Source organism: Nonomuraea ferruginea (genome assembly GCF_039540635.1).
GTDB lineage: Bacteria > Actinomycetota > Actinomycetes > Streptosporangiales > Streptosporangiaceae > Nonomuraea > Nonomuraea ferruginea.
Map to the genome: position 1 here is coordinate 49058 of NZ_BAABFD010000032.1, position 22849 is coordinate 71906.

The 22849-nt window shown below is 70.1% G+C and carries 26 protein-coding genes and 1 tRNA gene; 13 read left to right on the forward strand and 14 right to left on the reverse strand.

The window, feature by feature from the left end; translation table 11 throughout:
* Positions 1–48: 48 nt before the first annotated feature.
* The gene (locus ABD999_RS40820) at positions 49–1605 is read right to left on the reverse strand and encodes an alpha/beta hydrolase (RefSeq protein ID WP_271275753.1); all 1557 of its coding nucleotides are present in this window, start codon (positions 1603–1605) and stop codon (positions 49–51) included.
* A 187-nt stretch (positions 1606–1792) separates the two neighbouring features.
* Between ABD999_RS40820 and ABD999_RS40825 the strand changes: the two genes are divergently transcribed.
* Both ABD999_RS40825 and ABD999_RS40830 read left to right on the forward strand, forming a co-directional pair.
* Positions 1793–2968 carry a sensor histidine kinase gene (locus ABD999_RS40825; RefSeq protein ID WP_271275754.1) on the forward strand — a complete coding sequence of 392 codons (1176 nt, stop codon included), beginning with the start codon at positions 1793–1795 and terminating at the stop codon, positions 2966–2968.
* Positions 2965–3630 carry a response regulator gene (locus tag ABD999_RS40830; RefSeq protein ID WP_271275755.1) on the forward strand — a complete coding sequence of 222 codons (666 nt, stop codon included), beginning with the start codon at positions 2965–2967 and terminating at the stop codon, positions 3628–3630. The genes ABD999_RS40825 and ABD999_RS40830 overlap by 4 nt, the downstream gene beginning before the upstream one ends.
* A gap of 39 nt (positions 3631–3669) precedes the next feature.
* Here ABD999_RS40830 and ABD999_RS40835 read toward each other — a convergent pair whose 3' ends face one another.
* Positions 3670–4554: an NAD(P)-dependent oxidoreductase gene (locus ABD999_RS40835; protein ID WP_271275756.1), complete on the reverse strand. Its 885-nt coding sequence runs from the start codon at positions 4552–4554 to the stop codon at positions 3670–3672.
* Positions 4555–4603: 49 nt separating this feature from the next.
* Between ABD999_RS40835 and ABD999_RS40840 the strand changes: the two genes are divergently transcribed.
* Positions 4604–5011, forward strand: a complete 408-nt coding sequence (locus tag ABD999_RS40840; protein WP_219552471.1) for a MerR family transcriptional regulator — start codon at positions 4604–4606, stop codon at positions 5009–5011.
* A gap of 109 nt (positions 5012–5120) precedes the next feature.
* On the opposite strand, the gene ABD999_RS40845 is transcribed toward ABD999_RS40840, so the two are convergent.
* Positions 5121–5741, reverse strand: a complete 621-nt coding sequence (locus ABD999_RS40845; RefSeq protein WP_271275757.1) for an NAD(P)-dependent oxidoreductase — start codon at positions 5739–5741, stop codon at positions 5121–5123.
* 102 nt (positions 5742–5843) lie between these two features.
* On the opposite strand from ABD999_RS40845, the gene ABD999_RS40850 reads away from it, so the two are divergent.
* Positions 5844–6230 (forward strand): winged helix-turn-helix transcriptional regulator, encoded by a 387-nt coding sequence (locus tag ABD999_RS40850; protein ID WP_148029042.1) that lies wholly within the window; start codon positions 5844–5846, stop codon positions 6228–6230.
* Between the two features lie 4 nt (positions 6231–6234).
* Complete coding sequence (locus tag ABD999_RS40855) at positions 6235–6381, forward strand: hypothetical protein (protein ID WP_271275758.1); 147 nt, start codon at positions 6235–6237, stop codon at positions 6379–6381.
* 222 nt (positions 6382–6603) lie between these two features.
* Here ABD999_RS40855 and ABD999_RS40860 read toward each other — a convergent pair whose 3' ends face one another.
* Positions 6604–7320, reverse strand: coding sequence for a phytanoyl-CoA dioxygenase family protein (locus tag ABD999_RS40860; RefSeq protein ID WP_271275759.1), 717 nt, complete (start codon positions 7318–7320; stop codon positions 6604–6606).
* A gap of 11 nt (positions 7321–7331) precedes the next feature.
* A complete protein-coding gene (locus ABD999_RS40865) occupies positions 7332–7940 on the reverse strand; it encodes a TetR/AcrR family transcriptional regulator (protein WP_271275760.1) in 609 nt (202 codons plus the stop codon).
* A 323-nt stretch (positions 7941–8263) separates the two neighbouring features.
* Between ABD999_RS40865 and ABD999_RS40870 the strand changes: the two genes are divergently transcribed.
* The 3 genes from ABD999_RS40870 to ABD999_RS40880 all read left to right on the forward strand — a co-directional run bounded on the left by ABD999_RS40870 (position 8264) and on the right by ABD999_RS40880 (position 11199).
* Positions 8264–8545, forward strand: a complete 282-nt coding sequence (locus ABD999_RS40870; protein ID WP_271275761.1) for a hypothetical protein — start codon at positions 8264–8266, stop codon at positions 8543–8545.
* A 766-nt stretch (positions 8546–9311) separates the two neighbouring features.
* On the forward strand, positions 9312–10025 hold the full coding sequence (locus ABD999_RS40875; RefSeq protein ID WP_271275762.1) for an SDR family NAD(P)-dependent oxidoreductase: 714 nt from the start codon (positions 9312–9314) through the stop codon (positions 10023–10025).
* Positions 10026–10629: 604 nt separating this feature from the next.
* Positions 10630–11199, forward strand: a complete 570-nt coding sequence (locus tag ABD999_RS40880) for a hypothetical protein (protein WP_271275763.1) — start codon at positions 10630–10632, stop codon at positions 11197–11199.
* A gap of 244 nt (positions 11200–11443) precedes the next feature.
* Here ABD999_RS40880 and ABD999_RS40885 read toward each other — a convergent pair.
* The 7 genes from ABD999_RS40885 to galU all read right to left on the reverse strand — a co-directional run bounded on the left by ABD999_RS40885 (position 11444) and on the right by galU (position 15959).
* Positions 11444–11520 (reverse strand) — tRNA-Ala (locus ABD999_RS40885).
* Positions 11521–11570: 50 nt separating this feature from the next.
* Positions 11571–12134, reverse strand: a complete 564-nt coding sequence (sepX, locus tag ABD999_RS40890; RefSeq protein WP_271275764.1) for a divisome protein SepX/GlpR — start codon at positions 12132–12134, stop codon at positions 11571–11573.
* Positions 12135–12258: 124 nt separating this feature from the next.
* Positions 12259–12891 (reverse strand): GNAT family N-acetyltransferase, encoded by a 633-nt coding sequence (locus ABD999_RS40895; RefSeq protein WP_271275793.1) that lies wholly within the window; start codon positions 12889–12891, stop codon positions 12259–12261.
* Positions 12892–12942: 51 nt separating this feature from the next.
* Positions 12943–13431 carry a MogA/MoaB family molybdenum cofactor biosynthesis protein gene (locus ABD999_RS40900; RefSeq protein WP_271275765.1) on the reverse strand — a complete coding sequence of 163 codons (489 nt, stop codon included), beginning with the start codon at positions 13429–13431 and terminating at the stop codon, positions 12943–12945.
* The gene (moaC, locus tag ABD999_RS40905) at positions 13416–13886 is read right to left on the reverse strand and encodes a cyclic pyranopterin monophosphate synthase MoaC (RefSeq protein WP_148029030.1); all 471 of its coding nucleotides are present in this window, start codon (positions 13884–13886) and stop codon (positions 13416–13418) included. Before moaC ends, ABD999_RS40900 begins: the two co-directional genes overlap by 16 nt.
* Positions 13883–15070 carry a molybdotransferase-like divisome protein Glp gene (gene glp, locus ABD999_RS40910; RefSeq protein WP_271275766.1) on the reverse strand — a complete coding sequence of 396 codons (1188 nt, stop codon included), beginning with the start codon at positions 15068–15070 and terminating at the stop codon, positions 13883–13885. The genes moaC and glp overlap by 4 nt, the downstream gene beginning before the upstream one ends.
* Positions 15057–15959, reverse strand: a complete 903-nt coding sequence (galU, locus tag ABD999_RS40915) for a UTP--glucose-1-phosphate uridylyltransferase GalU (protein ID WP_148029028.1) — start codon at positions 15957–15959, stop codon at positions 15057–15059. Before galU ends, glp begins: the two co-directional genes overlap by 14 nt.
* A gap of 24 nt (positions 15960–15983) precedes the next feature.
* On the opposite strand from galU, the gene ABD999_RS40920 reads away from it, so the two are divergent.
* The 3 genes from ABD999_RS40920 to ABD999_RS40930 all read left to right on the forward strand — a co-directional run bounded on the left by ABD999_RS40920 (position 15984) and on the right by ABD999_RS40930 (position 18452).
* Positions 15984–16553 (forward strand): 5-formyltetrahydrofolate cyclo-ligase, encoded by a 570-nt coding sequence (locus ABD999_RS40920; protein WP_148029027.1) that lies wholly within the window; start codon positions 15984–15986, stop codon positions 16551–16553.
* A gap of 24 nt (positions 16554–16577) precedes the next feature.
* Positions 16578–18083: a potassium/proton antiporter gene (locus ABD999_RS40925; RefSeq protein WP_271275767.1), complete on the forward strand. Its 1506-nt coding sequence runs from the start codon at positions 16578–16580 to the stop codon at positions 18081–18083.
* Between the two features lie 69 nt (positions 18084–18152).
* On the forward strand, positions 18153–18452 hold the full coding sequence (locus ABD999_RS40930; RefSeq protein ID WP_219551114.1) for an FmdB family zinc ribbon protein: 300 nt from the start codon (positions 18153–18155) through the stop codon (positions 18450–18452).
* Here ABD999_RS40930 and ABD999_RS40935 read toward each other — a convergent pair.
* Positions 18449–20416, reverse strand: a complete 1968-nt coding sequence (locus ABD999_RS40935) for an MDR family MFS transporter (protein WP_271275768.1) — start codon at positions 20414–20416, stop codon at positions 18449–18451. The genes ABD999_RS40930 and ABD999_RS40935 overlap by 4 nt on opposite strands.
* Positions 20417–20559: 143 nt before the next feature.
* Between ABD999_RS40935 and ABD999_RS40940 the strand changes: the two genes are divergently transcribed.
* Both ABD999_RS40940 and ABD999_RS40945 read left to right on the forward strand, forming a co-directional pair.
* Positions 20560–21366, forward strand: a complete 807-nt coding sequence (locus ABD999_RS40940) for an S-methyl-5'-thioadenosine phosphorylase (protein ID WP_148029023.1) — start codon at positions 20560–20562, stop codon at positions 21364–21366.
* Entirely contained in the window at positions 21363–21929 is a 567-nt protein-coding gene (locus tag ABD999_RS40945) for an RcpC/CpaB family pilus assembly protein (RefSeq protein ID WP_271275769.1), read from the forward strand. The genes ABD999_RS40940 and ABD999_RS40945 overlap by 4 nt, the downstream gene beginning before the upstream one ends.
* Here ABD999_RS40945 and ABD999_RS40950 read toward each other — a convergent pair.
* On the reverse strand, positions 21916–22794 hold the full coding sequence (locus tag ABD999_RS40950) for an alpha/beta fold hydrolase (protein ID WP_271275770.1): 879 nt from the start codon (positions 22792–22794) through the stop codon (positions 21916–21918). The two genes, ABD999_RS40945 and ABD999_RS40950, sit on opposite strands and share 14 nt — an antisense overlap.
* Positions 22795–22849 lie beyond the last annotated feature (55 nt).

The following is a 22849-nucleotide window of genomic DNA, read 5'->3' on the forward strand; positions in this document are numbered from 1 at the left end:
CCCCCGGGTCGTGACCGGAGGCTGAAGGGCGGGGCTGCGGTTTGACGGTCAGGACCGAGGACCGTCGCAGGCGAGGTCCTTGCCCGGCAGGGTTCCCTTCGTCAGGAACGCGACGGTGGCCTTGTCGGCGCAGGTCGAGCCGGTGCCGTAGACGTAGTGACCGCCGTTGTCGACACCGACGAAGCCGGCGCGATCCCCCAGCACCTCGCGCATTCCCCGCCCCGCGGCCCACGGCGTGGCGTTGTCGCGGCGGTTCTGCAGGATCAGGACGTTACGCGGACCGTGCGAGGTGACCTTGACCAGCGGCTCGACCGGCTTGGTGGACCAGAACGCGCACGACCGGATGTTGTTGGGCATGCCGGCGCTCAGCGGGTACTTCGCGCGGGCGGCCGAGGTGGCGCCGGCGTAGGAGTCCACGTCGCGCGACCAGGTGGTGTCCCCGCACATCAGGGCCAGAGCCATGGTGACCTGGTTGTCCGCAGGCACGCCCGGCTCGGCCGCGGCGTCGGCGAAGACCTGCTTGAGCACGGCGACGCCCGCGTCTGTCGGGGCCTTGCCGGCCGACAGGTCGGCCGCCGCCTTCCAGAACTGGGTGAGCGGGGCGAGCGTTTCGTTGTGCAGCAACATCTGGTAGGTGATGGCGCGCAGCAGCGCGCCGTTGACGGCCGCCGGCGTGCCCGGCACCGCGGCCGGTTTCCGGTCGAGGTGGTCGGCCAGTGTGAGGAAGGTATGGGTGACCTCGTCGACGGTCCCGCCCAGCCCGAGCTCGGTGTCGTTCGCGGCGGCGACGCGGGCGGCGTCCGGGAACCGGTCGTTCATGCCCTGGTTCCACGTGTCCAGCATCTTCGCCCACGCCTTGCTCGGGTCGACGTTGCTCTCCAGCACCATCCGGTCGGTGTTGTGGGGGAACAGCGAGGTATAGACCGCGCCGAGGTAGGTGCCGAAGGACTGGCCCCAATAGGAGATCTTCCGCGCGCCGAGTGCCTGGCGGATCCGGTCCATGTCGCGGGCGGTGTTCGCGGTGGTGAAGAACCGGAGCTTGTCACCGACCGCGGCGCACTGCTCGGCGGCGGCGCGCGCGCTGGTGACGTTGCCCTCGATCGAGCCGCCGGCGCCGGGGTAGGCGAACACGTTGAGGAAGCCGGAGTCGGTCAGGCCGCAACTCATCGGGGTGCTGTGGCCGACGCCGCGTGGGTCGAACCCGATCAGGTCGTAGGAGTTCAGCACCGACTTCGGCAGCGTGGGTGCCATCTTGCCGGGCATGTCCAGGCCCCCGAGTCCCGGGCCGCCCGGGTTGAACAGCAAGGCGCCGCGCTTCTTGCCGGGCTTGGCGGTGGCGACCCTGGAGACCGCGACGGTGATGGTCTCTCCCTGGGGATGGCGGTAGTCCAGGGGCACCTTGACCGTGCCGCAGGTCTGCCTGGGGTCCCGTTTGACGCCCGGCGCGAGTTCCGGACAGCCGCCCCATTTGATCGAGGTCTGGACGTGGCCGGCGCCCACCTCGGCCGCGGCGCTCTTTGGCTGTCCGCCGACCGTCGCCCCCGTCGCCGCGAGCGCGGCCAGGATGCCGGCGACGACGATTCGTCCGCGGTTGGTGCTTCCCATGGTGATGTCCTCCGAAGTGCCGTTGTGCCGCGAACTGGTCCGCGGTTGACCGTGGTTCCGGCCGCCGACAAGAAAGGTAGGAGTTGAGTGCCCTGTCCCGAATCACCGCGCTGCGGACATTCCGTGTAGCTCATATGAGGGACAAACGCGGTAAAACCGGAGGCCAGAGATCGCTAGGCTCAGCACCATGGGGGGGACCAGGGTCGGCGACCTGTCGCGGAGGTCGCGGGACCGGTGGCGCGTCCACGACGCCGCGGTGAGGGACCTGTGGCCGGCCGTCGCGTTCACCGGGCTGGCGTTCGTCCCGGCGCTGTCGGTCATGAGCGCCCAGCTTGGTGACCTGCCAAGACGCCCGGCTGACGCGCTCGCGATCGTCCTCGTCCTGGCACAGACATTGCCCCTCGCGGTGCGTACCCGGTGGCCCGCCGCGTGCCTGGCGATCATCGGTGCGTCGTTCGCGGTCCATGAGGCGGCCGGCTACCCGCACGAGTTCGGCACCGTGACCATCTACCTCGCGCTGTACTCGGTGGGCGCGCACCAGGAGCGGTTCCGGCGCCTCATCGCCGTCGTGGCGTCCGCCGCGTACGTCGTGCTGTGCGTGGCCGTACACCTGCTCGGCTCACCGAACGCGCTGAGCGAGTTCCTGGTGTTCTACCTGGTTCTCGTCGCCTGCTGGGTGCTCGGCGTCTTCGTACGCGGGCGACGGCTCGACGAGGCCGAACAACGGAGGCGCGCCGCCCTGGCCGCGGCCGCCGCCGAGCGGGCCCGCATCGCCCGGGAACTGCACGACGTGGTGACCCACCACGTCACCGGCATCGTCGTGCAGGCCGACGCCACGCAGTTCCTGGCCACGTCGCCGGACCGCGTGGTCACCGCACTGTCCACGATCGGCCACGCCGGCCGCCGAGCCCTGGCCGAACTGCGGTACCTGCTGGAGGTGCTGGAGGCCACCGGAGAGTCGGCCGTGCCCGTCGCGGGAACCGTACGAAATCTGGTGGCACAGACCCGAAACGGCGGCCAACCGGTCGACCTGGTGGGGGACGGCGACCGGCTCGCACTCCCGGCCGGCGTGGGGCTGGCCATGTACCGGGTGGTGCAGGAGGGCCTGACGAACGCCGTCAAGTACGCCGAAGGCCGCCCGACCACGGTGCGCGTCGACTACCGGGACGACCGGGTGGAGGTCGAAGTGACGAACGCCGCCGCCGCGGTTTCCGTAGGCGCCGGAAGCGACCTCTCCGGCGGCCGCGGCCTGGCCGGACTGCGCGACCGGGTGGGCGCGCTGGGCGGCGAGCTGACCGCGGGCGAGCAACCGGACGGCGGCTTCCGGCTGCACGCGTCGATCCCCGTAGGCGGTGCCGAATGACCATTCGCGTCGCGATCTGCGAGGACCAGGAGATCGTCCGCACCGGCTACATGACGGCGTTCGACGCACAGCCGGACATGGAAGTGGTCGGCGTGGCCGCCGACGGCCCAGCCGCGCTCGAGGTGGTCACGAGCCTGAAACCGGACGTGGTGGTCATGGACATCCACATGCCGCTGATGGACGGCATCGAGGTGACGAGGCGCATCGCCGGCCCCGGTGTCGTCGCGCCGCCGAAGGTGCTGGTGGTGACCACGTTCAACGTGGACGAGTACGTCTACGAAGCCCTGCGCGCCGGAGCCAGCGGCTTCCTCCTCAAGGACGCCCCCCTGCTGGAGCTGGTGAACGGCGTCCGCACCGTCGCCCGCGGCGAGTCCTTGCTGTCCCCCGCCGTGACCCGCACCCTCATAGGCCGCTTCGCCGAGCGCGTCCACCCGGCGAACCCGACCCCGGCCGAGGATCCGCTGGCCGCGCTGGCCCCCCGCGAACGCGAGGTACTACGCCTGATCGCGCGCGGCCTGTCCAACGCCGAGATAGCCGCGGAACTGGTGATCAGCGTCGAGACCGTCCGAACCTACGTTTCCCGAATCCTGTCCAAACTGGACCTACGCGACCGCGTCCAAGCCGTGGTCTTCGCCTACCGCACAGGCTTCGCCCACCGCTGAAAAGATTCCGGAACCGGACCTTCCGACCTGATGGGGTGTTCACGAGTCGCGGGGCTTGCTGAATTCTTCGATCAGCACGGGATACTGTTCGCCGCCGTGTCCTGCGGCGATCGAGCGGTCGGCCATAGCCTTGATCAACTTCGGCAGCTCGGCGTTGACACCCACCGCCTCGCTCTCCTCGATCAGGTGTGCCATCGCCCGCACGTCGGTCTCCAGGGCCGACACCTCGGCCGGGAAGGAGCCGCTGTCGATCTGCTCGGCATACCCGGGCAGCCATTCGGCCACACCGGCAGCGATCTGCCGCGCGAACGGCGCGTACGTCGCGGCGTCGACACCGGCCGTTCTGAGCATGGCCGTGCCCTGGAGCCAGGCGTTCAGGACGCTCCACATCATGGCGAGGCCGGCCACGTCGTACAGGGACGCCAGCCCATGGTCCGCACCAAGGTAGGTGACGGTGCCGAGAGCGTCGAGCGTCGACTTGTACGCATCGAAGTCCGGCTGCGGCCCGCTGTGCAGAATCACCGCTTCGGCGGTCCCGATCGCCGACGGGATGGCCATGATGGCGCCGTCCAGGTAACGGGCGCCGCGCTGCTCGGCCCATCGAGCGGCCGCCCGGGCCTGGGCCGAGTCACCCGAGGTCAGGTTGATCACCATCGTGCCGTCCAGCTCGACGTCGCTCGCGCCGAGCAGCTCGTGCATGGCCTGGTAATCGGTGACGCAGATGATCGTCAGGGAGCTTGCCCTGAGCGCGTCACCGACCGTCGGCGCCCGCCGCGCACCCTCGGCTACCAACTGGTCGGACTTGGAGGTTGTACGGTTCCACACGGTTGTGGGATGCCCAGCTTTCAGGAAGGCGCCGGCGAGCGCCCGGCCCATCAGCCCGAGTCCGACGACTGTCACGGGTGCATTGGTTGTGCTGTCCATGGCAGCATCGTCAACGTTGATACCGGTATGAAGGTCAAGTGAGGTTTCGGTGCTGATCGGGGAATTGAGTCGCCGGACGGGTGTGAACGCCCATCAGCTGCGCTACTACGAAGCCCAGGGGCTGCTGGCGGCAGACCGGGGCGCGAACGGTTACCGCGAGTACGACGAGGACGCCGTGCTGCGGGTGAAGCAGATCCGGCACCTGCTCGGTGCCGGATTGTCCTCTGAGGACATCGCGTACCTGCTGCCCTGTGCGGTCGGAGAGGCCCCCGAACTGCTCGGATGTCCCGAGCTGCTGGCCGCGATGAGGTCACGGCTGCGGCGACTTGACGATCAGATGGACCGGCTCGCTCAATCCCGCGACGCTCTTGCCGACTACATCGATGCGGCCGAGCGCATGGCCGGCGAGAGCTATCCGCCCTTTCACGATGCCGACCAGGAGCCCGTACCCGCCTGAGCGATCTGCTGGGTTTCCTGCCAGGAAACCCTGGGTCCCCGTCTTGACCCGTTCGCGCCGGATGGCGGTCCGCGCCGCGGTCGGAAGCCACCTGGATGTACCTAGGGCATCACGCCTCGATGCTGACGGCGGCACGGCGGGGATGCGGGGCCTCGATCTCGTCGAGCAGCGCCACCGCGAAGTCCGCGTACGTGATCCTGCTGGCCGGGTCCGCATGGTCGGCGATCCGGTACCGGCCGGTGCGCGTTCCGGCATGGTCGAAGTCGCCTGCCGGAGCGACGTACGCCCAGTCGAGGTCGCACTCCTGAAGCACGGCGAGACCCGCCGCGTGGCCGAGGTAGAAGGCGCGGTATTCGTTGGGATAACCGGGCTCGTCCATCAGCGGAGCACCCGAAGCCCCGGGCATGATCGATGCCAGGCCGACCACCGCCAGCCGGCGCACGTTCGCCTCCGCCAGACCGGTGGTCAGGGCGCGGGCCGACGCGGTGAAGAACTCGTGAGGCGGCGCGGACAGGTCAGCGGCGGCGCTGATGGCCGCGTCATGGCCCGCGGCCGCATGTGCGACGCCCGTCCCGTCCGTGACGTCACCCGCCACCACGCGTACGTCGGTCAGATCGCTGTGGCTCGCGGGGTCACGCACCACGGCGGTGACCCGGTGCCCCCGCCGGCGCGCCTCGGCGACGGCCTGCCTACCGGCTCTGCCGCCCGCGCCGAAGACCACAATGTTCATCGTGAACCGCCTTTCACCGGGGCCGGGTCCCGTTCGCCCGGCCGCTTCCCGGACGCTACCGAGGGCTGCGGTTACCACGGGGATACCGGTTATCGTGAGGCCATGAGGGAACCCCTGCCCGCCGACATGTTCGACGAGCTGTGCCCGTCCTCGCTCAATCCGATCCGGTTCGGCGACAAGTGGGCGGCGCTCGTCATCCGTTGCCTCGAGCACGGGCCGCGCCGGTTCTCCGAGCTGCGTGTGCCGCTGAGCCGCGTCACCCCCAAGGTCCTCACCCAGTCGCTGCGCTCCCTCGAACGGGACGGTCTGGTCGAACGCACCGTCTACACCGGCGCCGCCCCGCATGTCGAGTACGGGCTGACCCCGCTCGGCCGTAGCATGCTCGGGCCGATGGCGATCGCCTGCGCCTGGACGCAGGAACACTGGGACGAACTGCTCGACGCCCGCGAGTCGTACGACAACAGCTCTCGTCTCGACCGCGCCGGCTGACGCGATGGCCATGGTCGTCAGCTTCAGCTACGACGGCATCCCCATCACCCACCTGACCGAGGCTCACCTGGAACAACACCTCACCGAAGCGGAAGCCCTGATCGCGCCGAGCGGACAACAACGAGCCGTACGACCTTTCGCAGACCCCTGAAGCATGCGAGCGCTGGCGTCAGGACCTTGACATGTACCGGGGCGCGCTGTCTTCTGCCCCCGGACTCTGGTGCAGGAGCATGATCCGGCACTGGATCGACTTCGACGGGACCACAATCTCGCGTTCGCCCCGCATAGAGCAGGGTCATCCTGCTGTGCGCAGCGACGCGCCGCTCTCCCCACGGATCGGGTTTCCGTGCGGGCACCGGAAGGCCGCGGCGGGTCAGGTGAGCAGGCGCTGCGGGTGCATGCCGTCAACCAGCCCCGTGTCCGGCGGATGCACGCTGTAGCCGAGCATGTGGCGGACCCGCCGGCTCAGTTGCCTGGCCACCTCCCGGCCGGGTGACAGGGTGAACGCCTCCCTTGTGCGCAGCCACGGCTCACAGTAGTGCGCAGTGATCGTCAGATTGGGGCCGCCGGCCGGGGGGACTTCGGCGGCGCCGTGCCAGAGGGTGCCGAGGATGATCACGCAAGAACCCGGCGGGGGCGTGAGGGCGACTCCGGGCTCGTCCGGACGGCGGGCCGAGGGCCAGCGGTGGCTGCCCGGCCACAGGGTGAGAGTGGCCCCTTCGTCGAGGGTCCACGTAGCGACGACCGAGAGGGCGGGCCGGGGACGGGGAACGGGATAGTGGTCGTCGTCCGCGCGGGGCGGGCGGGCGGCGGCGCCAGGGGCCCTTTCGATCACGTCCAGTTTCGAGAGCAGGAAGTTCGGCAGCAGGAGCCGATCGAGCAGCGCCACGACGTACTGGTGGTCGAGGAGGGCGTCGACGGCGCGGGTGTTGTGCAGGACGCCGAAGATCTGCCGAGTGTGACGCGACCTGAAGGGGTCGCGACCGGCCGGCACCAAGAGGGGGGCGAGCTCCGCTCGGATGCGCCGGCGGCGGCCGGCCGCGAGGAGGCCGGGGAGCACGAGGTAGCCGTCGCGGTGCAGGCGCGACATGGCGCCCGGATTCATGGCGCACCGCCGTCACGATCGCCGGTGACACCCAGTGCGGAGACGGTGAACAGCCAGACCTCGCGCATCACGGCCTGCTGATCGGGGCGCGGGCTCTGGTTCAGGACGATGGCGAGGATGGCGCGCATGCCGCCGACCACCGCGGCGGCCAGGAGCTCCGGGTCGCGATCGCCGGCCACGTGTCCTTCGGCCTGGCTCGCCGCGAAGTGCTTGGCGCCCAGGTCGATGACCCGTTTGAAGCACTGGGCTTCCAGTGCGGCCACGCGGGCGTCGCCGACCATGCGGCCGAGGACGACGGGCGCGAGTGGGTCCGCGTACATGTGCTCGACCCAGGTGGCGACCTGCGCCCGCCACCGTTCGAGCCAGGTCGCCCCCTCGTAGTGTCCGAGCACGGTGTCGGCTATGAGCCGCTCGTAGAAGTCCTCCAGCAGGGCGCTCATGAGGCCGCTGCGGGTGCCGAAGTAGTGGTACGGGAGTCCGGTGCTCATCCCGGCGCGTCTTGCCACGGCGGCCACCTCGACGTCACCGCTGGCGATCAACTCTTCCGCGGCGGCTTGCAGGAGGCGCCGGCGGCTGGCGCCGGCACGGTCGGAGACGCGTTCCATGGCTACAATTTTGGTTGAGCTCAACTCAATCCGCAAGCGACATTTCGTCTCGCCTGTCGTCGGCGGCGGGCGAGACGGCCGTTCCCCGCCCGACGAGGCCAGTACGGCAGCCAAACTGAAAGAGACCGCCATGGTTGAAGACACAATGCTGAGCGGCGGCAACTGGTTACTCAGGGCGGTGACCCCCAGAAACAGCTGGACGAGCGACAGCGTCCAGAAACCCATCTGCGCCCAGTTGAGAAGGCACAGCACTTGAACGCCGCGAGGCATGAACCGCGCCAGCTCGCCTCCTCCGTCGCACTCTGGCCGTGCCGAGACGCTGCGTGGATGCGCTCAAGGTCGACCGCGAACGCCGGGAGGTAACCAAGAAGGCAGTAGATGAGAGCTGGCAGGACAACGACCTCGTGTTCGCGTCCAAGGTCGGCACCGAGCTGGACTCTCACAATGTCCGCCGCTCGTTCCGTACCGTCCTCGTCCTCAAGAAGGCTGGCCTCAACCCCTTGAACGGGGTACCCAGGGAGATGCGGCACATCTCACTGCTCTCCGACTCGGGAATGCCGATCGAGGCCATCTCACGCCGGTCGGCCATCGCAACACCAGCGTGACAGAGACCGTCTACCGCAAGCGGCTGGAGGGCGCCGAGGCAATGGATCGGATCTTCGACCCAGGTCAGTGATCTTTGAGCCAGGATTCCAACACGTTCAGCTCGTACCAGAGGGCTTGTCTCGCTCAGGAGGACGAACGCCTCTCGCCCTCCGTCGTCGTTCCGGCCTCGTCCTGTCCTGGAACTTGAGAATGCCTAGCCGTACCGCATCGTCCTCATGCGTGAAGATCCATCGATGCTCGGTGGGCTCGTCATCCCAGGAAAAGCGGTGTCATCGCCCTGAGTGACCCGCACCAGGCCGTACAGAGGTCCCGGAGAGCATCGGTCACATAAGACACGACCATCCGGGCCTCACGCCCTTCATGGGAGATGGTGACCACAGCCCACCCATGCTCCGGCGCTCCATAGGAGAACTCGATCCTCGACATGGTGGTTATCGTCGCCGAACCGCTAGTCACTCAGAAGATCACAAAGGCCCTTCCCGATCACCCAGAAGGGCCTTTAACCTGGGTGGGGTGTTCACGAGAGCGGATGGCCTGGCGGAATAGGCGCCGTTTGAAGATCGCTTCCCGCGTGCAGGTTGATCGTTTCCCAGTGCTGTCGGTGGACTTGCACGTACAACGCGAGCGGTTCTCTCGGCAGGTGCCGTTCCCGTTCGGGACATCAGCGGGGGCGCGGGTCTGCGTGTGTCCGAGTACGGGTTCAGGGTTCGAAGCCAGGTATGGACGGGACGGTAACGAGGTTGTGTGCCGCTTCCCTGACAGGCGATGATCAGCTACTGCACCGCGGAGAAAGGGAGCCTCATGGGAAATGTGCTGGTGACTGGGGCCACCGGAGGGATTGGGACGGCACTGGTCAGCGCGCTTGTGGAGGCGGGGCACCGGGTGATCGCCGTGGGGCGCGATGTCGGGCGGCTGGATGTGCGCGGCATCGAGGCGGATTTGGCCGAACCCGGGACCCTGGCTGCCGCGTTGGGAGCACTGGAGGATGCGGGAGAACTGCAGGACGTGCAGGCGCTGGTGCATTGCGCGGGAATCTCTCCCGTCGAAGCCGTTGCCGAGGCAGTCCCCGAGACGTGGCGGCGGACGCTGGCGGTGAACGTGGCCTCCGCCGCCGAGCTGGTGCGGCTGACGTTGCCCGCGTTGCGGCGGTCCAGGGGGCATGTGATCTTCGTCAACGCCTCGCCCGGGATGACCGGTGTCCCCCGCTGGTCGGCGTTCGTCGGCAGCAAGGCGGCACTGCGGGAGTTGGCCGATTCTCTGCGCGAGGAGGAGGCAGCCCATGGGATACGTGTCACCACGGTCTATCCCGCAGCGACGGCGACCGACCTGCTGGGAGAGGTAAGGAGCGCCTTTGGGCGCCCATATGATCCCGAGCTGTGCATCCGGCCGCAAACGCTGGCGGCGATGATCGTCTGGGCGCTGAGCGCGCCGGCTGACTCCTACGCCTGCGAGCTGTCCGTCCTGCCGTCGCCGCGCTGAGCTTCTTGCCTGGGAGTTGGGCTGCCGCTTTCCGCGACAACGTCGATCACGTCTGCCGCCACGGCGTCCGCTACATCGCCGAGCCGGGTGGTTCGATCCGGTCCGGGGAGGTGCACGACGCCTGCCGGGAGCACCAGAGCGCGCTGGCCGCACCGGCCTTCGAGTGTTCCGCCATTGAGGATGCATGGCCTGAAAGGATCTTTAGGCCCTATAGTGACTGCCAGTGTTTCGCCGTTTACAGTGCGGAGTTGTTGGCTGCATGGCGTGAATGCGGCAGGCGCGTACGGCTGCTTCTCCTGTGGGAGGCGATGGCGGGTGTCACTGTTGGAACGCGTGGCCCTGCCGAGACGGCTGCGCTACGGCAGGCCGAGGACTTGCGGGCGCAACTGGCCGCGGTCGAGGAACGACTGCAGCGTTTGGCCATCACGCGTGAGACGCTGGCCTGCCCGCTGATGCCCGCCAGGCTCGCGCAGGCCACCACCGGCCTGGACGACGCGGCCATCCGAACACCATCGGGAGAACTCACCGCGCTGATCGCCTCGCGAGAGTCGTACTTGCTGCGTCTCAAGCAGAGAGCGAACGCAGGCGGCGCGATCCGCTTGCAGTGCCGGGCAGCAGGCACCTTCCCGTCGCTCACCTGCCCCGCTTCGACCACCTCTACCAGCGCGGGCCCCGCCGGTCCACCGCGGTCGATCCGACCGACGCCCGGCAGCGAGCCGCCCACGCCGCGGCCAAACCTCGTGTCCTGCCCTCGACCCCTGACCACAAGACCGGCGACCTGCCGAAGATCTACCACCAGCAGACCATCACCCTGCATCCCGGCGACCTCGGCCACCCCGACAAGTTCCGCCAGGACCTGCCTTACCTCAGCCCCTCCTGGCGAGGGACGTACTCCACTGCCAGGGCTATGACGGAGGGGCTGAACGGCCGCCTCAAGGGCCACGACCTCGACCTGAGTGACCCGAAGAACCGGCTCACCCACGGCCGCGTCGCCCAGACCATCCTGGTCGCTCTGCTCGTCGCCGTCGCCAACGACCACTTCCTCGACCAGTGGCGCCACACCCACCAGCCCCCAGACGAGCCGGACACATCCACCGACATCTTCGAGATCCCGGCAGAGCGCCTCGACCGCTCGCCGCTCACCGGCCGGAGCAGGCCACCACCCGTCCCATAACCTGAACGTCAGATCACCTTGTCGCAGCACCCAGCCCGGAGCCGATTTCGCCATGCCCGGCTACGCGAACTCCGGCCTCCACCAGCGCCTCGACACCACCCGGGCCTCCCCAGGCACCTGCTCCGCGGCTCCCGAACCAGGACGAACCCGATTCGGAAACCCCTGAAACGACGAGATCCCGCCCGATCGCGATGATCAGACGGGATCCCGTCAACTTCAGTCCGGCCGTTTCAAGAACGGCCTCTGGTGGAGATGAGGGGATTCGAACCCCTGACCCCTTCGATGCGAACGAAGTGCGCTACCGGACTGCGCTACATCCCCAAGACCTCGACCAGGTTAGCAAACAACCGAGGGTCCTCGCGCCACAGTATTCAGTCACCCACCGCTCGCCGAGGCGGTTCGGCGTACTGGTCGAAGAGAACGTCCTCCTGCGCCCCGGTGAACTCGATGACCTCTGCCTCCCTGGCCGCGATTTCCTCGGCGCGGCGGCGGGCGCGGATGCGGCGGGTGCGCTCGCGGGCCTGGAGGGCGCGCTGGCGGCGTTCGCGGTCGACCTTGACGGCGATGCGCAGGAACACGAGGTAGAGCAACATGACGGCGCCGGACGGCGCGACGCCCCACCAGGGGATCATCTGGACCGAGGCCGTGACCACCGAGGCCACCACCAGCAGGACGGTGAAGAACAGCAACCGCCGCCGGCGCGCTACGATGATCGCCCGCCGCCGGTAACGGAACTGGCGCGGGTCGACGCGTTCGGTCTCCACCGGCTCCTCGTCGGGCGCGGTGGTGAGGTCGGGGATCTGGTGTTCGCCGGTGTAGTGCTCTTCGAGCTCGGCCAGTTCGGCGAGGTTGGATTTGTCCCGGCGCAGCCACATGGGCACCAGCACGCAGAGCCACATGATGACGATGGCGAGGTAGAGGAGAGCACCGCTCACAGGCACCTCCGGGCAGCACGAGAACGCCTCGGTGCGTCGGGCGTTCTCATTGTGCTCACGTCACGCACCGTAAGACCGCGTGTCACTGATTGACGAGCATTCGATGCGGTGTGTCGCGAGATCGTCAAACCTCTTCCACGGACGACCGGGCGCGACGCCACTGTACGAGCAGGCCGCCGGGGACGTCCTCCGCGGTCAGCGCGTAGCAGATGTGGTCGCGCCAGGCTCCGTCGATGTGGAGTTGGCGACGCCGGGTGCCTTCTTCCCGGAAGCCCAGTTTCTCAACCACTCTACGGCTGGCTTGGTTCTCGGGGCGGATGTTCGCCTCGATCCGGTGCAGGCCGGTGGTGAAGAAGCAGTGGTCGACGGCCATGGCGAGGGCGGTCGGCGTGATGCCGCGGCCGGCGAGCGCGCCGTCGATCCAGTAGCCGACCTGGGCGGATCGGGCCGAGCCCCAGACGATGGCGCCGATGGTGAGCTGCCCGGCGAAGCGGCCGCGGTAGGTGACCACCCAGGGCAGGGCGAGGCCCTGCCGGGCCTCGCGGCGCAGGGTGGCGACCATGGTGATGTACGGGCCGAGCCCGGTGCGGAAGAGCGGTGTCTCGGGGTTGCTCGGCTCCCAGGGGCGCAGCCAGTCGGCGTTGCGCACCCGGGTGTCGCGCCAGACGCGTACGTCGCTCAGCCGGAGCGGCCTGAGGGACACCGGGCCCTCGGTCAGCGTCGCAGGCCAGCCGCGTAGTCGATCCACATCTGACATCATCCCCCGATTCGGCGCGATGCCGCCACGGGTCTGGTGGCGCATCTGAGGTCAGCGTGGGTGGTCGCCGCCGCGGATCTGGTCGACGGCGTGCTTGAGCACGGGGGCGAGCACGGCGACGCCGTCGCGGACGCCTCCGCTGGAGCCGGGCAGGTTGACGATGAGGGTGTGGCCTGCCTGGCCGGCGAGGCCGCGGGAGAGGATCGCGGTGGGCACCTGGTCACGGTTGGCGGCGCGGATGGTCTCGGCGATGCCGGGGATCTCCCGGGTGATCACGCGGGCGGTCATCTCGGGGGTCAGGTCGGTGGGGGTGAGGCCGGTGCCGCCGGTCGTCACGATCACGTCGTACGCCTTGGTGACGCCGTGGCGCAGAGCGGCCTCGACGGGTTCGCCGTCGGGGACGACGAGTGGGCCCTCGACGGTGCAGCCGGCCTCGGTGAGCAAGGAAACCAGGAGCGGTCCTGACTTATCGGCATAAATCCCAGCAGACGCCCGGTTCGACACCGTCACCACCAGCGCCCTGATCACGCCCGCCTCCACTCGCCGGTCTTGCCGCCCGTCTTCTCCTCAACCCGGATGTCGGTGATCACCGCTGCCGGATCGGCCGCCTTCACCATGTCGAACAGCGCCAGCGCCGCCGTCGACACCGCCGTGAGCGCCTCCATCTCCACGCCGGTGCGGTCGGCGGTCTTGACCCGGGCGGTGATCGTCACCCCCCAGTCGGCCACGTCGAGCGTCACCTTGACGCCGTGGATGGCGATGGGGTGGCACAGCGGGATGAGGTCGGGTGTCCGCTTGGCGCCCATGATGCCGGCGATGCGGGCCACGCCGAGCGCGTCGCCCTTGGGCACGTCGCCGGACCGCAGCAGCGCCACCACCTCGGGCGACAGCAGCACCCGGCCGGTGGCCGTCGCGGTGCGGGCGCTGACGTCCTTGGCGGACACGTCCACCATGCGCGCGGCGCCGGTCTCGTCGACGTGCGTCAGCTCGCTCACAGCCTGATCACCTCCACCTGCTCGCCGGCGGGCACCTCGGTGACGTCCTCCGGCACCACGATGAGCGCGTTGGCGGAGGCCAGGGCGGCGAGCTGGTGTGATCCCTGGCCGTGCACGGGGGCGACGGAGCCGTCGGAACCGAGCATGCCACGCAGGAACGACCTCTTGCCGGCCGGGGAGCGCAGCGGCGCCGTGGTGCGGACGGTGACGGTGGCGGGCGGCCCCGCCGGGAGGCCGCGCATCTTGTCGAGCGCGGGCCGGACGAAGAGCGTGAACGACACGAACGACGAGACGGGGTTGCCGGGCAGCGCGAAGATCGGCACCTGGTCGTCGCCGACGGTGCCGAACCCCTGGGGCATGCCGGGCTGCATGGCGACCTTGTCGAACCGTACGGTGCCGAGCGGGCCGAGGGCTTCCTTGACCGGCTCGTACGCGCCCATGGACACCCCGCCGCTGGTCACGACGGCGTCGGCGCGGACGAGCTGGGCGTCGAGACGCTCCAGGAACGCAGCCGGGTCGTCGCCCACGGTGGGGGCGCGGAAGCCGTCGGCGCCGGCGGAGCGGGCGGCGGCGGTGAGCGTGAAGCTGTTGGAGTCCCAGATCTGGCCGGGGCCGAGCGGCAGCCCCGGCTCGATCAGCTCGGCGCCGGTCGCGAGCACGACGACGCGCGGCCTGGGCCGGGCCAGGACGCGGCGGCGGCCGACGCCGGCGATGATGCCGAGCTGGGCGGGGCCGATGACGGTGCCGGGCTTGAGGACGACCGCGCCGGCCTGCACGTCCTCGCCGGCCAGGCGGATGGCGTTGCCCTCCCGCACGGTCTCCTCGATGCGGACCTGGACGGTGCCGCCGTCGGTCAGCTCGACGGGCACCACGGTGTCGGCCCCCGAGGGCATCGGGCCGCCGGTCATGATGCGGACGGCGTGGCCGGGGCCGACGGCGAGCAGTTCGCCGGCCCCGGCCGCCACGTCGTCGATCACCGGCAGCGTGACCGGCGCGTCCGCGATGTCGCTCGCTCGTACGGCATATCCGTCCATGGCGGAGTTGGCGAACGGCGGGAGCGGCACCGGGGAGGTGATCTCTTCCGCGAGCGTGGCGCCGAGGGCCTGCTCCAGCTCCAGCTCCAGCGGCGCGAGCGGGCGCACCGTGGCGAGGATGTCGGCCAGGTGCGCGTCAACCGATTTCATCGAGGAACTCCCGCAGCCAGGGCAGGAAGTCGGGGGCGAGGTCGGGCCGGTCGGCCGCGAACTTCACGACCGTGCGCAGGTAGTCGAGCTTGTCGCCGGTGTCGTAGCGGCGGCCGCGGAACAGCACGCCGTGCACCGGCCCGCCCTTGTCGGCGTCGCGGCCGGCGAGGGTGCGCAGCGCGTCGGTGAGCTGGATCTCGCCGCCGCGGCCCGGCGGGGTCTCCTCCAGCACGGCGAAGACCTCCGGGTCGAGCACGTAGCGCCCGATGATCGCCCAGTTGGAGGGCGCCTCCTCGACCGGAGGCTTCTCCACCAGGTCGACGACCTTGACGACGTCGTCCTCGCCGGTCGCCTCGATGGTCGCGACCCCGTACAGCGAGACCTGCTCCCTGGGGACCTCCATCAGCGCGATCACACTGCCGCCGTACGCGCCGCGCACCTCGATCATGCGCTGCAGCAGCGGGTCGCGCCGGTCGATCAGGTCGTCGCCGAGCAGGCAGGCGAACGGGTGGTCGCCGACGTGCTGCTTGGCGCAGAGGACCGCGTGCCCGAGCCCCTTGGGCTCGCCCTGCCGCACGTAGTGCAGGGTCGCCAGTGAGGCCGGCTCGCGGACCTGGGACAACCGGTGCTCGTCGCCCTTCGCCTCGAGCACGTCCTCCAGCTCGTACGCGCGGTCGAAATGATCCTCTATGGACCGCTTGTTCTTGCCAGTGACCATCAGCACGTCGAGCAGGCCAGCGGAGGCGGCCTCCTCGACGACATACTGGATGGCGGGCTTGTCGACGATGGGCAACATCTCCTTGGGTGTCGCCTTGGTCGCCGGAAGGAACCGGGTGCCCAGACCCGCGGCGGGCACGACGGCTTTCGTCACAGGGTCGAAGTCAGCCATGCCTAGACCCTAGTGGAGGTACCTGTGGACAAGCCGCACCTGCGTCGCGAACTGCTCGCGGCGCGCGCCTCGCTCACCCCCGATCAGCTCCGCGCGAACGCCACCAAAGTCCGCGAAACCCTGCTCGACCAGCCCTGGGTCCAGATGGCCGGGCTGGTCGCCTGCTACTGGTCGATCGGCGCCGAGCCCGGGACGCACGGGCTGGTGTTCGCGCTGTGGAAGCACGGCGCGACCGTGATGCTGCCGGTCCTGCGCGAGGACGACGACCTCGACTGGGCGGTGTACGACGGGCCTGACACCCTGGCGCCGGGCCGGTTCGGCCTGATGGAGCCGGTCGACACGCGGCGCGGAGTCGACGCGATCCGCACGGCGGCGCTGGTGATCGCGCCCGCGCTGGCCGTGGACCGGCGCACCGGGGTGCGGCTGGGCCGCGGCGGCGGCTCGTTCGACCGGGCGCTGGCCCGGGTCGGGCCGAACGTGCCGACCGTCGCGCCGCTGCACGAGGGCGAGCTCAGGGACGACATCCCGGCGGAACCGCACGATCGGGCCGTCCGCTTTGCGATCACACCTTCGGGACTAATTAAACTTACCTAGACACAGGTGATCAAAGGGGGCCAGATGACGCTGGATGTCTGGCTCCTCGTCAGTGCCGTCATCGTCATCGCCGCCGTCATCTCGGTACGGGTCGCGCACCGCAGCGGGCTGCCCAGTCTGCTGCTGTTCCTCGGGTTCGGGCTGGCCCTGGGAGACGCCGGGTTCGGCATCCCGTTCGCCGATCCCGGCCTGGCCAAGGACATCGGCTTCCTGGCGCTCGCGGTGATCCTGGCCGAGGGCGGCCTGACCACGAACTGGAGTCAGGTCCGCCGATCGGTGCCGCTGGCGCTGATCCTGGCCACGGTCGGCGTCGCGGTCAGCATCCTGGCCGTGGCCATCCCCGTCCGTTACCTGCTGGGCGTCGACACCATCACCGCGCTGATCATCGGCGCGGTGCTGGCGCCGACGGACGCCGCCGCGGTGTTCTCCGTCCTGCGCCGGCTGCCCCTGCCGCCCCGGCTGGCGGGCATCCTGGAGGCGGAGTCCGGCTTCAACGACGCCCCGACGGTGCTCGCCGTGGTGCTGCTGAGCGGCACCGTCCACGCGTCGCCCGACCTCGGCTCGTTCCTCGTCGAGACCGGCAGCGAGCTGGCCATCGGCGCCGCCGTCGGGCTGGCGATCGGCCCGGCGGGCGCGTTCGCGCTGCGCCGCATCGCGCTGCCCGTCTCGGGCCTCTACCCGATCGCGGTGCTGGGCCTCACCCTCTTCTCGTACGCGGGAGGGGCGCTGCTGCACGGCTCCGGCTTCCTCGCGATCTACTTGACCGCGCTCGTCCTGGGCAACTCGAAGCTGCCGCACCGAGCCGCCACCCGGGGGTTCGCGGAGGGCATGGCGTGGCTGGCGCAGATCGGGCTGTTCGTGATGCTGGGCCTGCTGGCCAGCCCGATGGAGATGTCGTCGGCGATCGTGCCGGGGCTCATCGCCGGCACGGTCATGCTGGTGCTGGCACGGCCGCTCGCGGTGCTGGTCAGCGCGTCTCTCGGGCGGCTGATCGGGCAGGGCTGGGTGTCGTGGCGGGAGCAGGCCTTCCTGTCGTGGGCGGGGCTGCGCGGCGCGATCCCGATCGTGCTGGCCACGATCCCGTGGGCTGCCGGGGTCGAGGGCTCCAAGGACATCTTCAACGAGGTGTTCGTGATCGTCATCGTGTTCACCCTGCTCCAGGGGCCCACGCTGCCGTGGGCCGCCCGCCTGCTCAAGGTGACCACACCCGTCGAGGCGCACGAGCTGGAGGTGGAGGCGGCTCCGCTGGAGGAGCTGAACGCCGACCTGCTGCAGGTGTCGGTGCCGCCCGGGTCACGGCTGCACGGGGTGGAGATCTTCGAGCTGCGGCTGCCGCGCGACGCCCAGGTGACGCTGGTCGTGCGCGACGGCAGGTCGTTCGTGCCCGGCGAGACCACTCGGATCAGGGCCGACGACCAGCTCCTGCTCGTCACCACCGCCGCCACCCGTGACCAGGTCGAACACCGGTTACGCGCCGTCAGCCGCCGCGGCAAGCTCGCCGGATGGTACGGGGAGCGGGGATTGGAATAGGCGTTTGACCGCATCGGTTACCATTAGCAGTCGCAAGGCATGAGTGCCAAAGCCTGCTAGGAGGAACGCGTGCCGACCTACCAGTACGCCTGCAACGACTGCGCCGAGCAGCTCGAGGTCGTTCAGAAATTCAGTGACGACGCGTTGACCGTGTGCCCCGCGTGCGAGGGGCAGCTGCGCAAGGTGTTCTCGGCGGTCGGGATCGTCTTCAAGGGCTCGGGCTTCTACAAGACCGACAACCGCTCGTCGTCGGGCTCCTCCTCGTCCTCTTCCTCGAAGTCCGACAGCTCGTCCTCTTCGAAGTCCGAGTCGAAGTCGGACAGCAAGCCCGCCGAGTCGGCCCCCGCCCCCGCCGCCGCCTCCAACTAGCGAGGGCGGTCCACCAGGGCTCCGAGCAGATCCGGAGCGACCCGGTCGAGCAGCTCCTCCAGCTGCGGATGCGGCCCCCAGTCGGCGACCGACCTGCTCAGCGCCTCGCGTGAGCAACGCAGCAGCCGCAGCGCGGCTTCCTGGCCGCGCTCGGTGAGCCGCAGCATCTCGCCGTCCGCCGAACGCTCCAGAAACCCGTCGTCGACGAGCTGGTCGGCGTACGGTCTGCCCTGCTCCCTGCTGACCCGCGCCCGTTCCGCCAGGGCGGCGGCCGACACCCAGCCCTTGCCGCCCAGCCGGGCGATGATCCACACCCCTTCCGGCCTCATGCCCGCCAGCCCGGCCAGATCGCCCATCCGGGTGTAGTAGCCCGTGCGCAGCTCGGCGTCGGCGAGCCGGACCAGGCCCCGCTCCACCTCCTCCAGCGACGAACGCTCGGCGGACGTCGCGCCCAGGCATTCGCCCAGGTCGGCCGCCTTCGTCGTCTCCCTGAGCCGCTGCTGCGGGATGAACCACGACAGCAGGAACGCCACCAGCATGACCGGCGCCGCCACCCGGAACACCATGGCGATCGAGTCGGCGTACGCGTGGAGGAACTCGGCCGCGAGGCCGGGCGGCAGCCGCCGGACCACCGTGGGATCCTTCTGCACCTCGGCCGGGTCGAACCCCGGCGGCAGCGACGACCCGGCCAGCACCTCGCGCACGTCCTGCGCGAGCCGCCCGGTGAAGACCGCCCCGAGCGCCGCGACCCCGAACGACCCGCCGATCGACCGGAAGAACGTCGCCCCCGACGTGGCCACCCCGAGGTCCTTGAACGAGACCGCGTTCTGCACCACGATCACCAGCACCTGCATGGTCATGCCGATGCCCACGCCGAGGATCAGCAGGTAGACCGCCAGGGCCGGCATGCCGCTCGACTCGGTCAGCGTCGACAGCAGGAACATCCCCACGGTCGCGATGCCCGTGCCCGCGATCGGCAGGAAGCGGTATTTACCGGTCTTCGAGATGACGAACCCGCTCACGACCGACAGCGTGAGCATGCCCGCCATCATCGGCAGCAGGTAGACCCCCGACAACGTGGCGCTCACCCCGTGGACCACCTGCAGGTAGAGAGGCAGGTACGTGAGCGCGCCGAACATCCCGAACCCGACCACGAATCCCACGACCGACGACGCCGCGAATGCCTGGTTCCTGAACAGGGCGAGCGGCAGCACCGGCTCACGCGCCCGGCGCTCGGCCGCCACCCAGCCGGCCAGCATCACGACCGCCGCCACCGCCAGCCCGACGATCACCGGGTCGGCCCACGGGTAGACGGTGCCGCCCCAGGTGGCGATCAGCACCAGGCAGGACGTCGCGCCGCCCAGCAGGACCACGCCCGCGTAGTCGATGGTGTGGCGGGCGCGCTGGCGGTCGCCGGGCAGCGCGGCGGTGATCACGAGCAGCGCGACGGCGCCGAGCGGCAGGTTGACGTAGAACACCCAGTGCCACGACAGATGGTCGACGAACAGGCCGCCGACCAGCGGCCCGACGACGCTCGACACGGCGAACACGGCGCCGAAGAACCCCTGGTACTTCCCCCGGTCGCGGGCCGAGACCACGTCGCCCACGATGGCCTGGGCCAGCACCATCAGCCCGCCGCCGCCGAGTCCCTGGAGGCCGCGGAAGCCGATCAGCTCGCCCATGTTACGGCTGAGCCCGCACAGCGCCGAGCCGGTCAGGAAGATCACGATGGCGGCGATGAACAGCCGCTTGCGCCCGTACTGGTCGCCGAGCTTGCCCCACAGCGGCGTGGACACCGTCGAGGCGAGGATGTAGGCCGTCACCACCCACGACAGGTGATCGAGCCCGCCCAGGTCGCCGACGATCGTGGGCAGCGCCGTGGACACGATGGTCTGGTCGAGCGCGGCCAGCAGCATGCCGAGCATCAGCGCGATGATGATCAGCCCGAGGCCCCGTTGCCGCATGCGCCGATAATACGCCGCGTATCGTATCGGCCACGTTGGGTGGTCGCGCCTTGTCCACAGCCCTCACCCCGCCCGCCCGCGATATCCACAGAACGAGATTCGGCCTCTTCGACCCCATTCCCCCGCCCGCTACTCTCAGCGCCATGGTCATTCGCGCAGACATCGGCGTCATCGGCGGCTCCGGCTTCTACTCCCTGCTCGACGAGGCGGAGGAGGTGGAGGTCGCCACCCCCTACGGCCCGCCCAGCGACGTCGTCACGGTGGGCCGCATCGGCTCGCGTCCGGTGGCCTTCATCCCCCGCCACGGCCGGGACCACCGGTTCCCGCCCCACCGCATCCCCTACCGCGCCAACCTGTGGGCCCTGCGCTCCCTCGGCGTCCGCCAGGTCCTCGCCCCCAGCGCGGTCGGCTCGCTGAAGCCCGAGCTCGGCCCCGGCGCGATCGTGGTCCCCGACCAGCTCGTCGACCGCACCTCCGGCCGCGTCCAGACCTACTACGACGCCGGCGGCGCGGTCCACGTCTCCTTCGCCGACCCCTACTGCCCGTCGGGCCGCGAGGTCGCCGTCGCCGCCGCCCGCGCCGGCGAGTGGCAGACCGCCGACGGCGGCACGCTCGTGGTCATCGAGGGCCCGCGCTTCTCGACCAGGGCCGAGTCGCAGTGGTTCCAGCGCAACGGCTGGACCATCGTCGGCATGACCGGCTTCCCCGAGGCCGCGCTCGCCCGCGAGCTGGCCCTCTGCTACACCTCGCTGTCGCTGGTGACCGACCACGACGCCGGCGTGGAGGCCGGCGAGGGCGTCACCCACGAAGAGGTGCTGGCGTTCTTCGCCCGCAACGTCGCCCGCATGCGCACCCTCGTCTCCGACACGGTCCAGGCCCTGCCGGAGGAACGCACGTGCTCCTGCGGCTCCGCCCTCGACGGCATCAAGCTTCCCTTCGAGCTGCCGTGATCCGCGCCTGGCTGCGGCGGTGCGAGCGGCGCCGCCGCCTCGTCGCCGCGGTCCTGGCCGCCCTCGGCGTCCTGTGCGGCCACCTCGCGCTGCGCCCGCCCGCGGGCCCGGCCGTGCTGGTCGCCGCCCGCGACCTGTCACCCGGCGTGCTCCGTCCCGGCGACCTGCGCGCCGTGCCCATGCCCGCCCCGCCCGACGGCGCCCTCCGCACGGGCGCCACCGGCCGCGTCCTGGCCGCCCCCATGCGCCGCGGCGAGCCGCTCACCGACGCCCGCCTCCTCGACCGCTTACGCCTGCCGCCCGGCATGGTCGCCACCCCCGTACGCATCTCCGACCCCGACGCCGTGCGCCTGATCTCCCCCGGCTCCCGCATCGGCGTCCTCGCCGCCGGCGACACCCAGACCGCCTCCCTGGTCGCCGACGACGTGACCGTGCTGACCATCCCGTCGGCCGACGACGACCACGGCGCCCTCGTCGTCCTGGCCACCACTCTCACCCAGGCGGAGTCCCTGGCAGGCGCCCAGGCGTCGGGCCACCTGTCCATCGCCATCAAACCGGCCTGAAGGCCCTCGTGTGATCGAGAATGGCGTCGACGACCGTGTCCCACTGGGCGCGAGGGAAGACCTCGTGACCGGTTTGCTCCATCGCCATGAAACGTGCGCCGGGGATCTCCTCGGCCAGGGCGCGTCCGTGCTCGATGGGGAACATGGGGTCCTCGGTGCCGTGCAGCACCAACGTCGGCGCGGTGATCTGCCCGAGCCGGCCCCGCCACGGCTCCCCGGCGTCGATCATGAAAGGGTTGGTCAGCTGGGCGGCGATGTTCCTGGTGCGTCCGGCCACCCGGGCGGCCATGGCCCGCATGCCCGCCTCGTCGAACGGCCTTGAGGCGGCGGCGAACGGCCGCTCGGCCTCCACCAGGTAGTCGATGACGCCTGCCCGGTCGGACCAGTCGGGCCCGGGGTCTTCCTCCGCGAACAGGGCCTGGAGGTCCGCCGACATCCGCGGCAGGTCCGGATGCTCGTGCCCGGGCCCGCCGGGCGTGGCGGAGGCGAGGGTGAGCGAGGCGACCCGGCCGGGGTGATCGAGCGCCAGAAGCTGACCGATCGCCGCGCCCTGCGACATGCCGACGACGTGGGCGCTGGTCAAGCCGAGGGCCTCGATCAGGCAGGCGGCATCGGCGACCAGGTCACGCAGCTCGTACGCCGGCGCTCCCGCCGGATAGTTCGTCGACAGGCCGGCGTCCCGGCTGTCGTAGCGGATGACGTATCGGCCCCCGGCCACCAGTCGCCGGACGAAGTCCTCTTCCCATGCCAGCAGTGAGTGACCCGCGCCATGGACCAGCAGGATCGCGGGATGCTCCGGCCGGCCGAAGGACTCCGTGCTCAGCTCGACCCCGTTGACCTCGATCATGCGCTGCTCGAACGACATCACGCCTCCGCTCTTTGGTTACATGTAACGAAGACGATAGAGGAAGTCTCGTTAC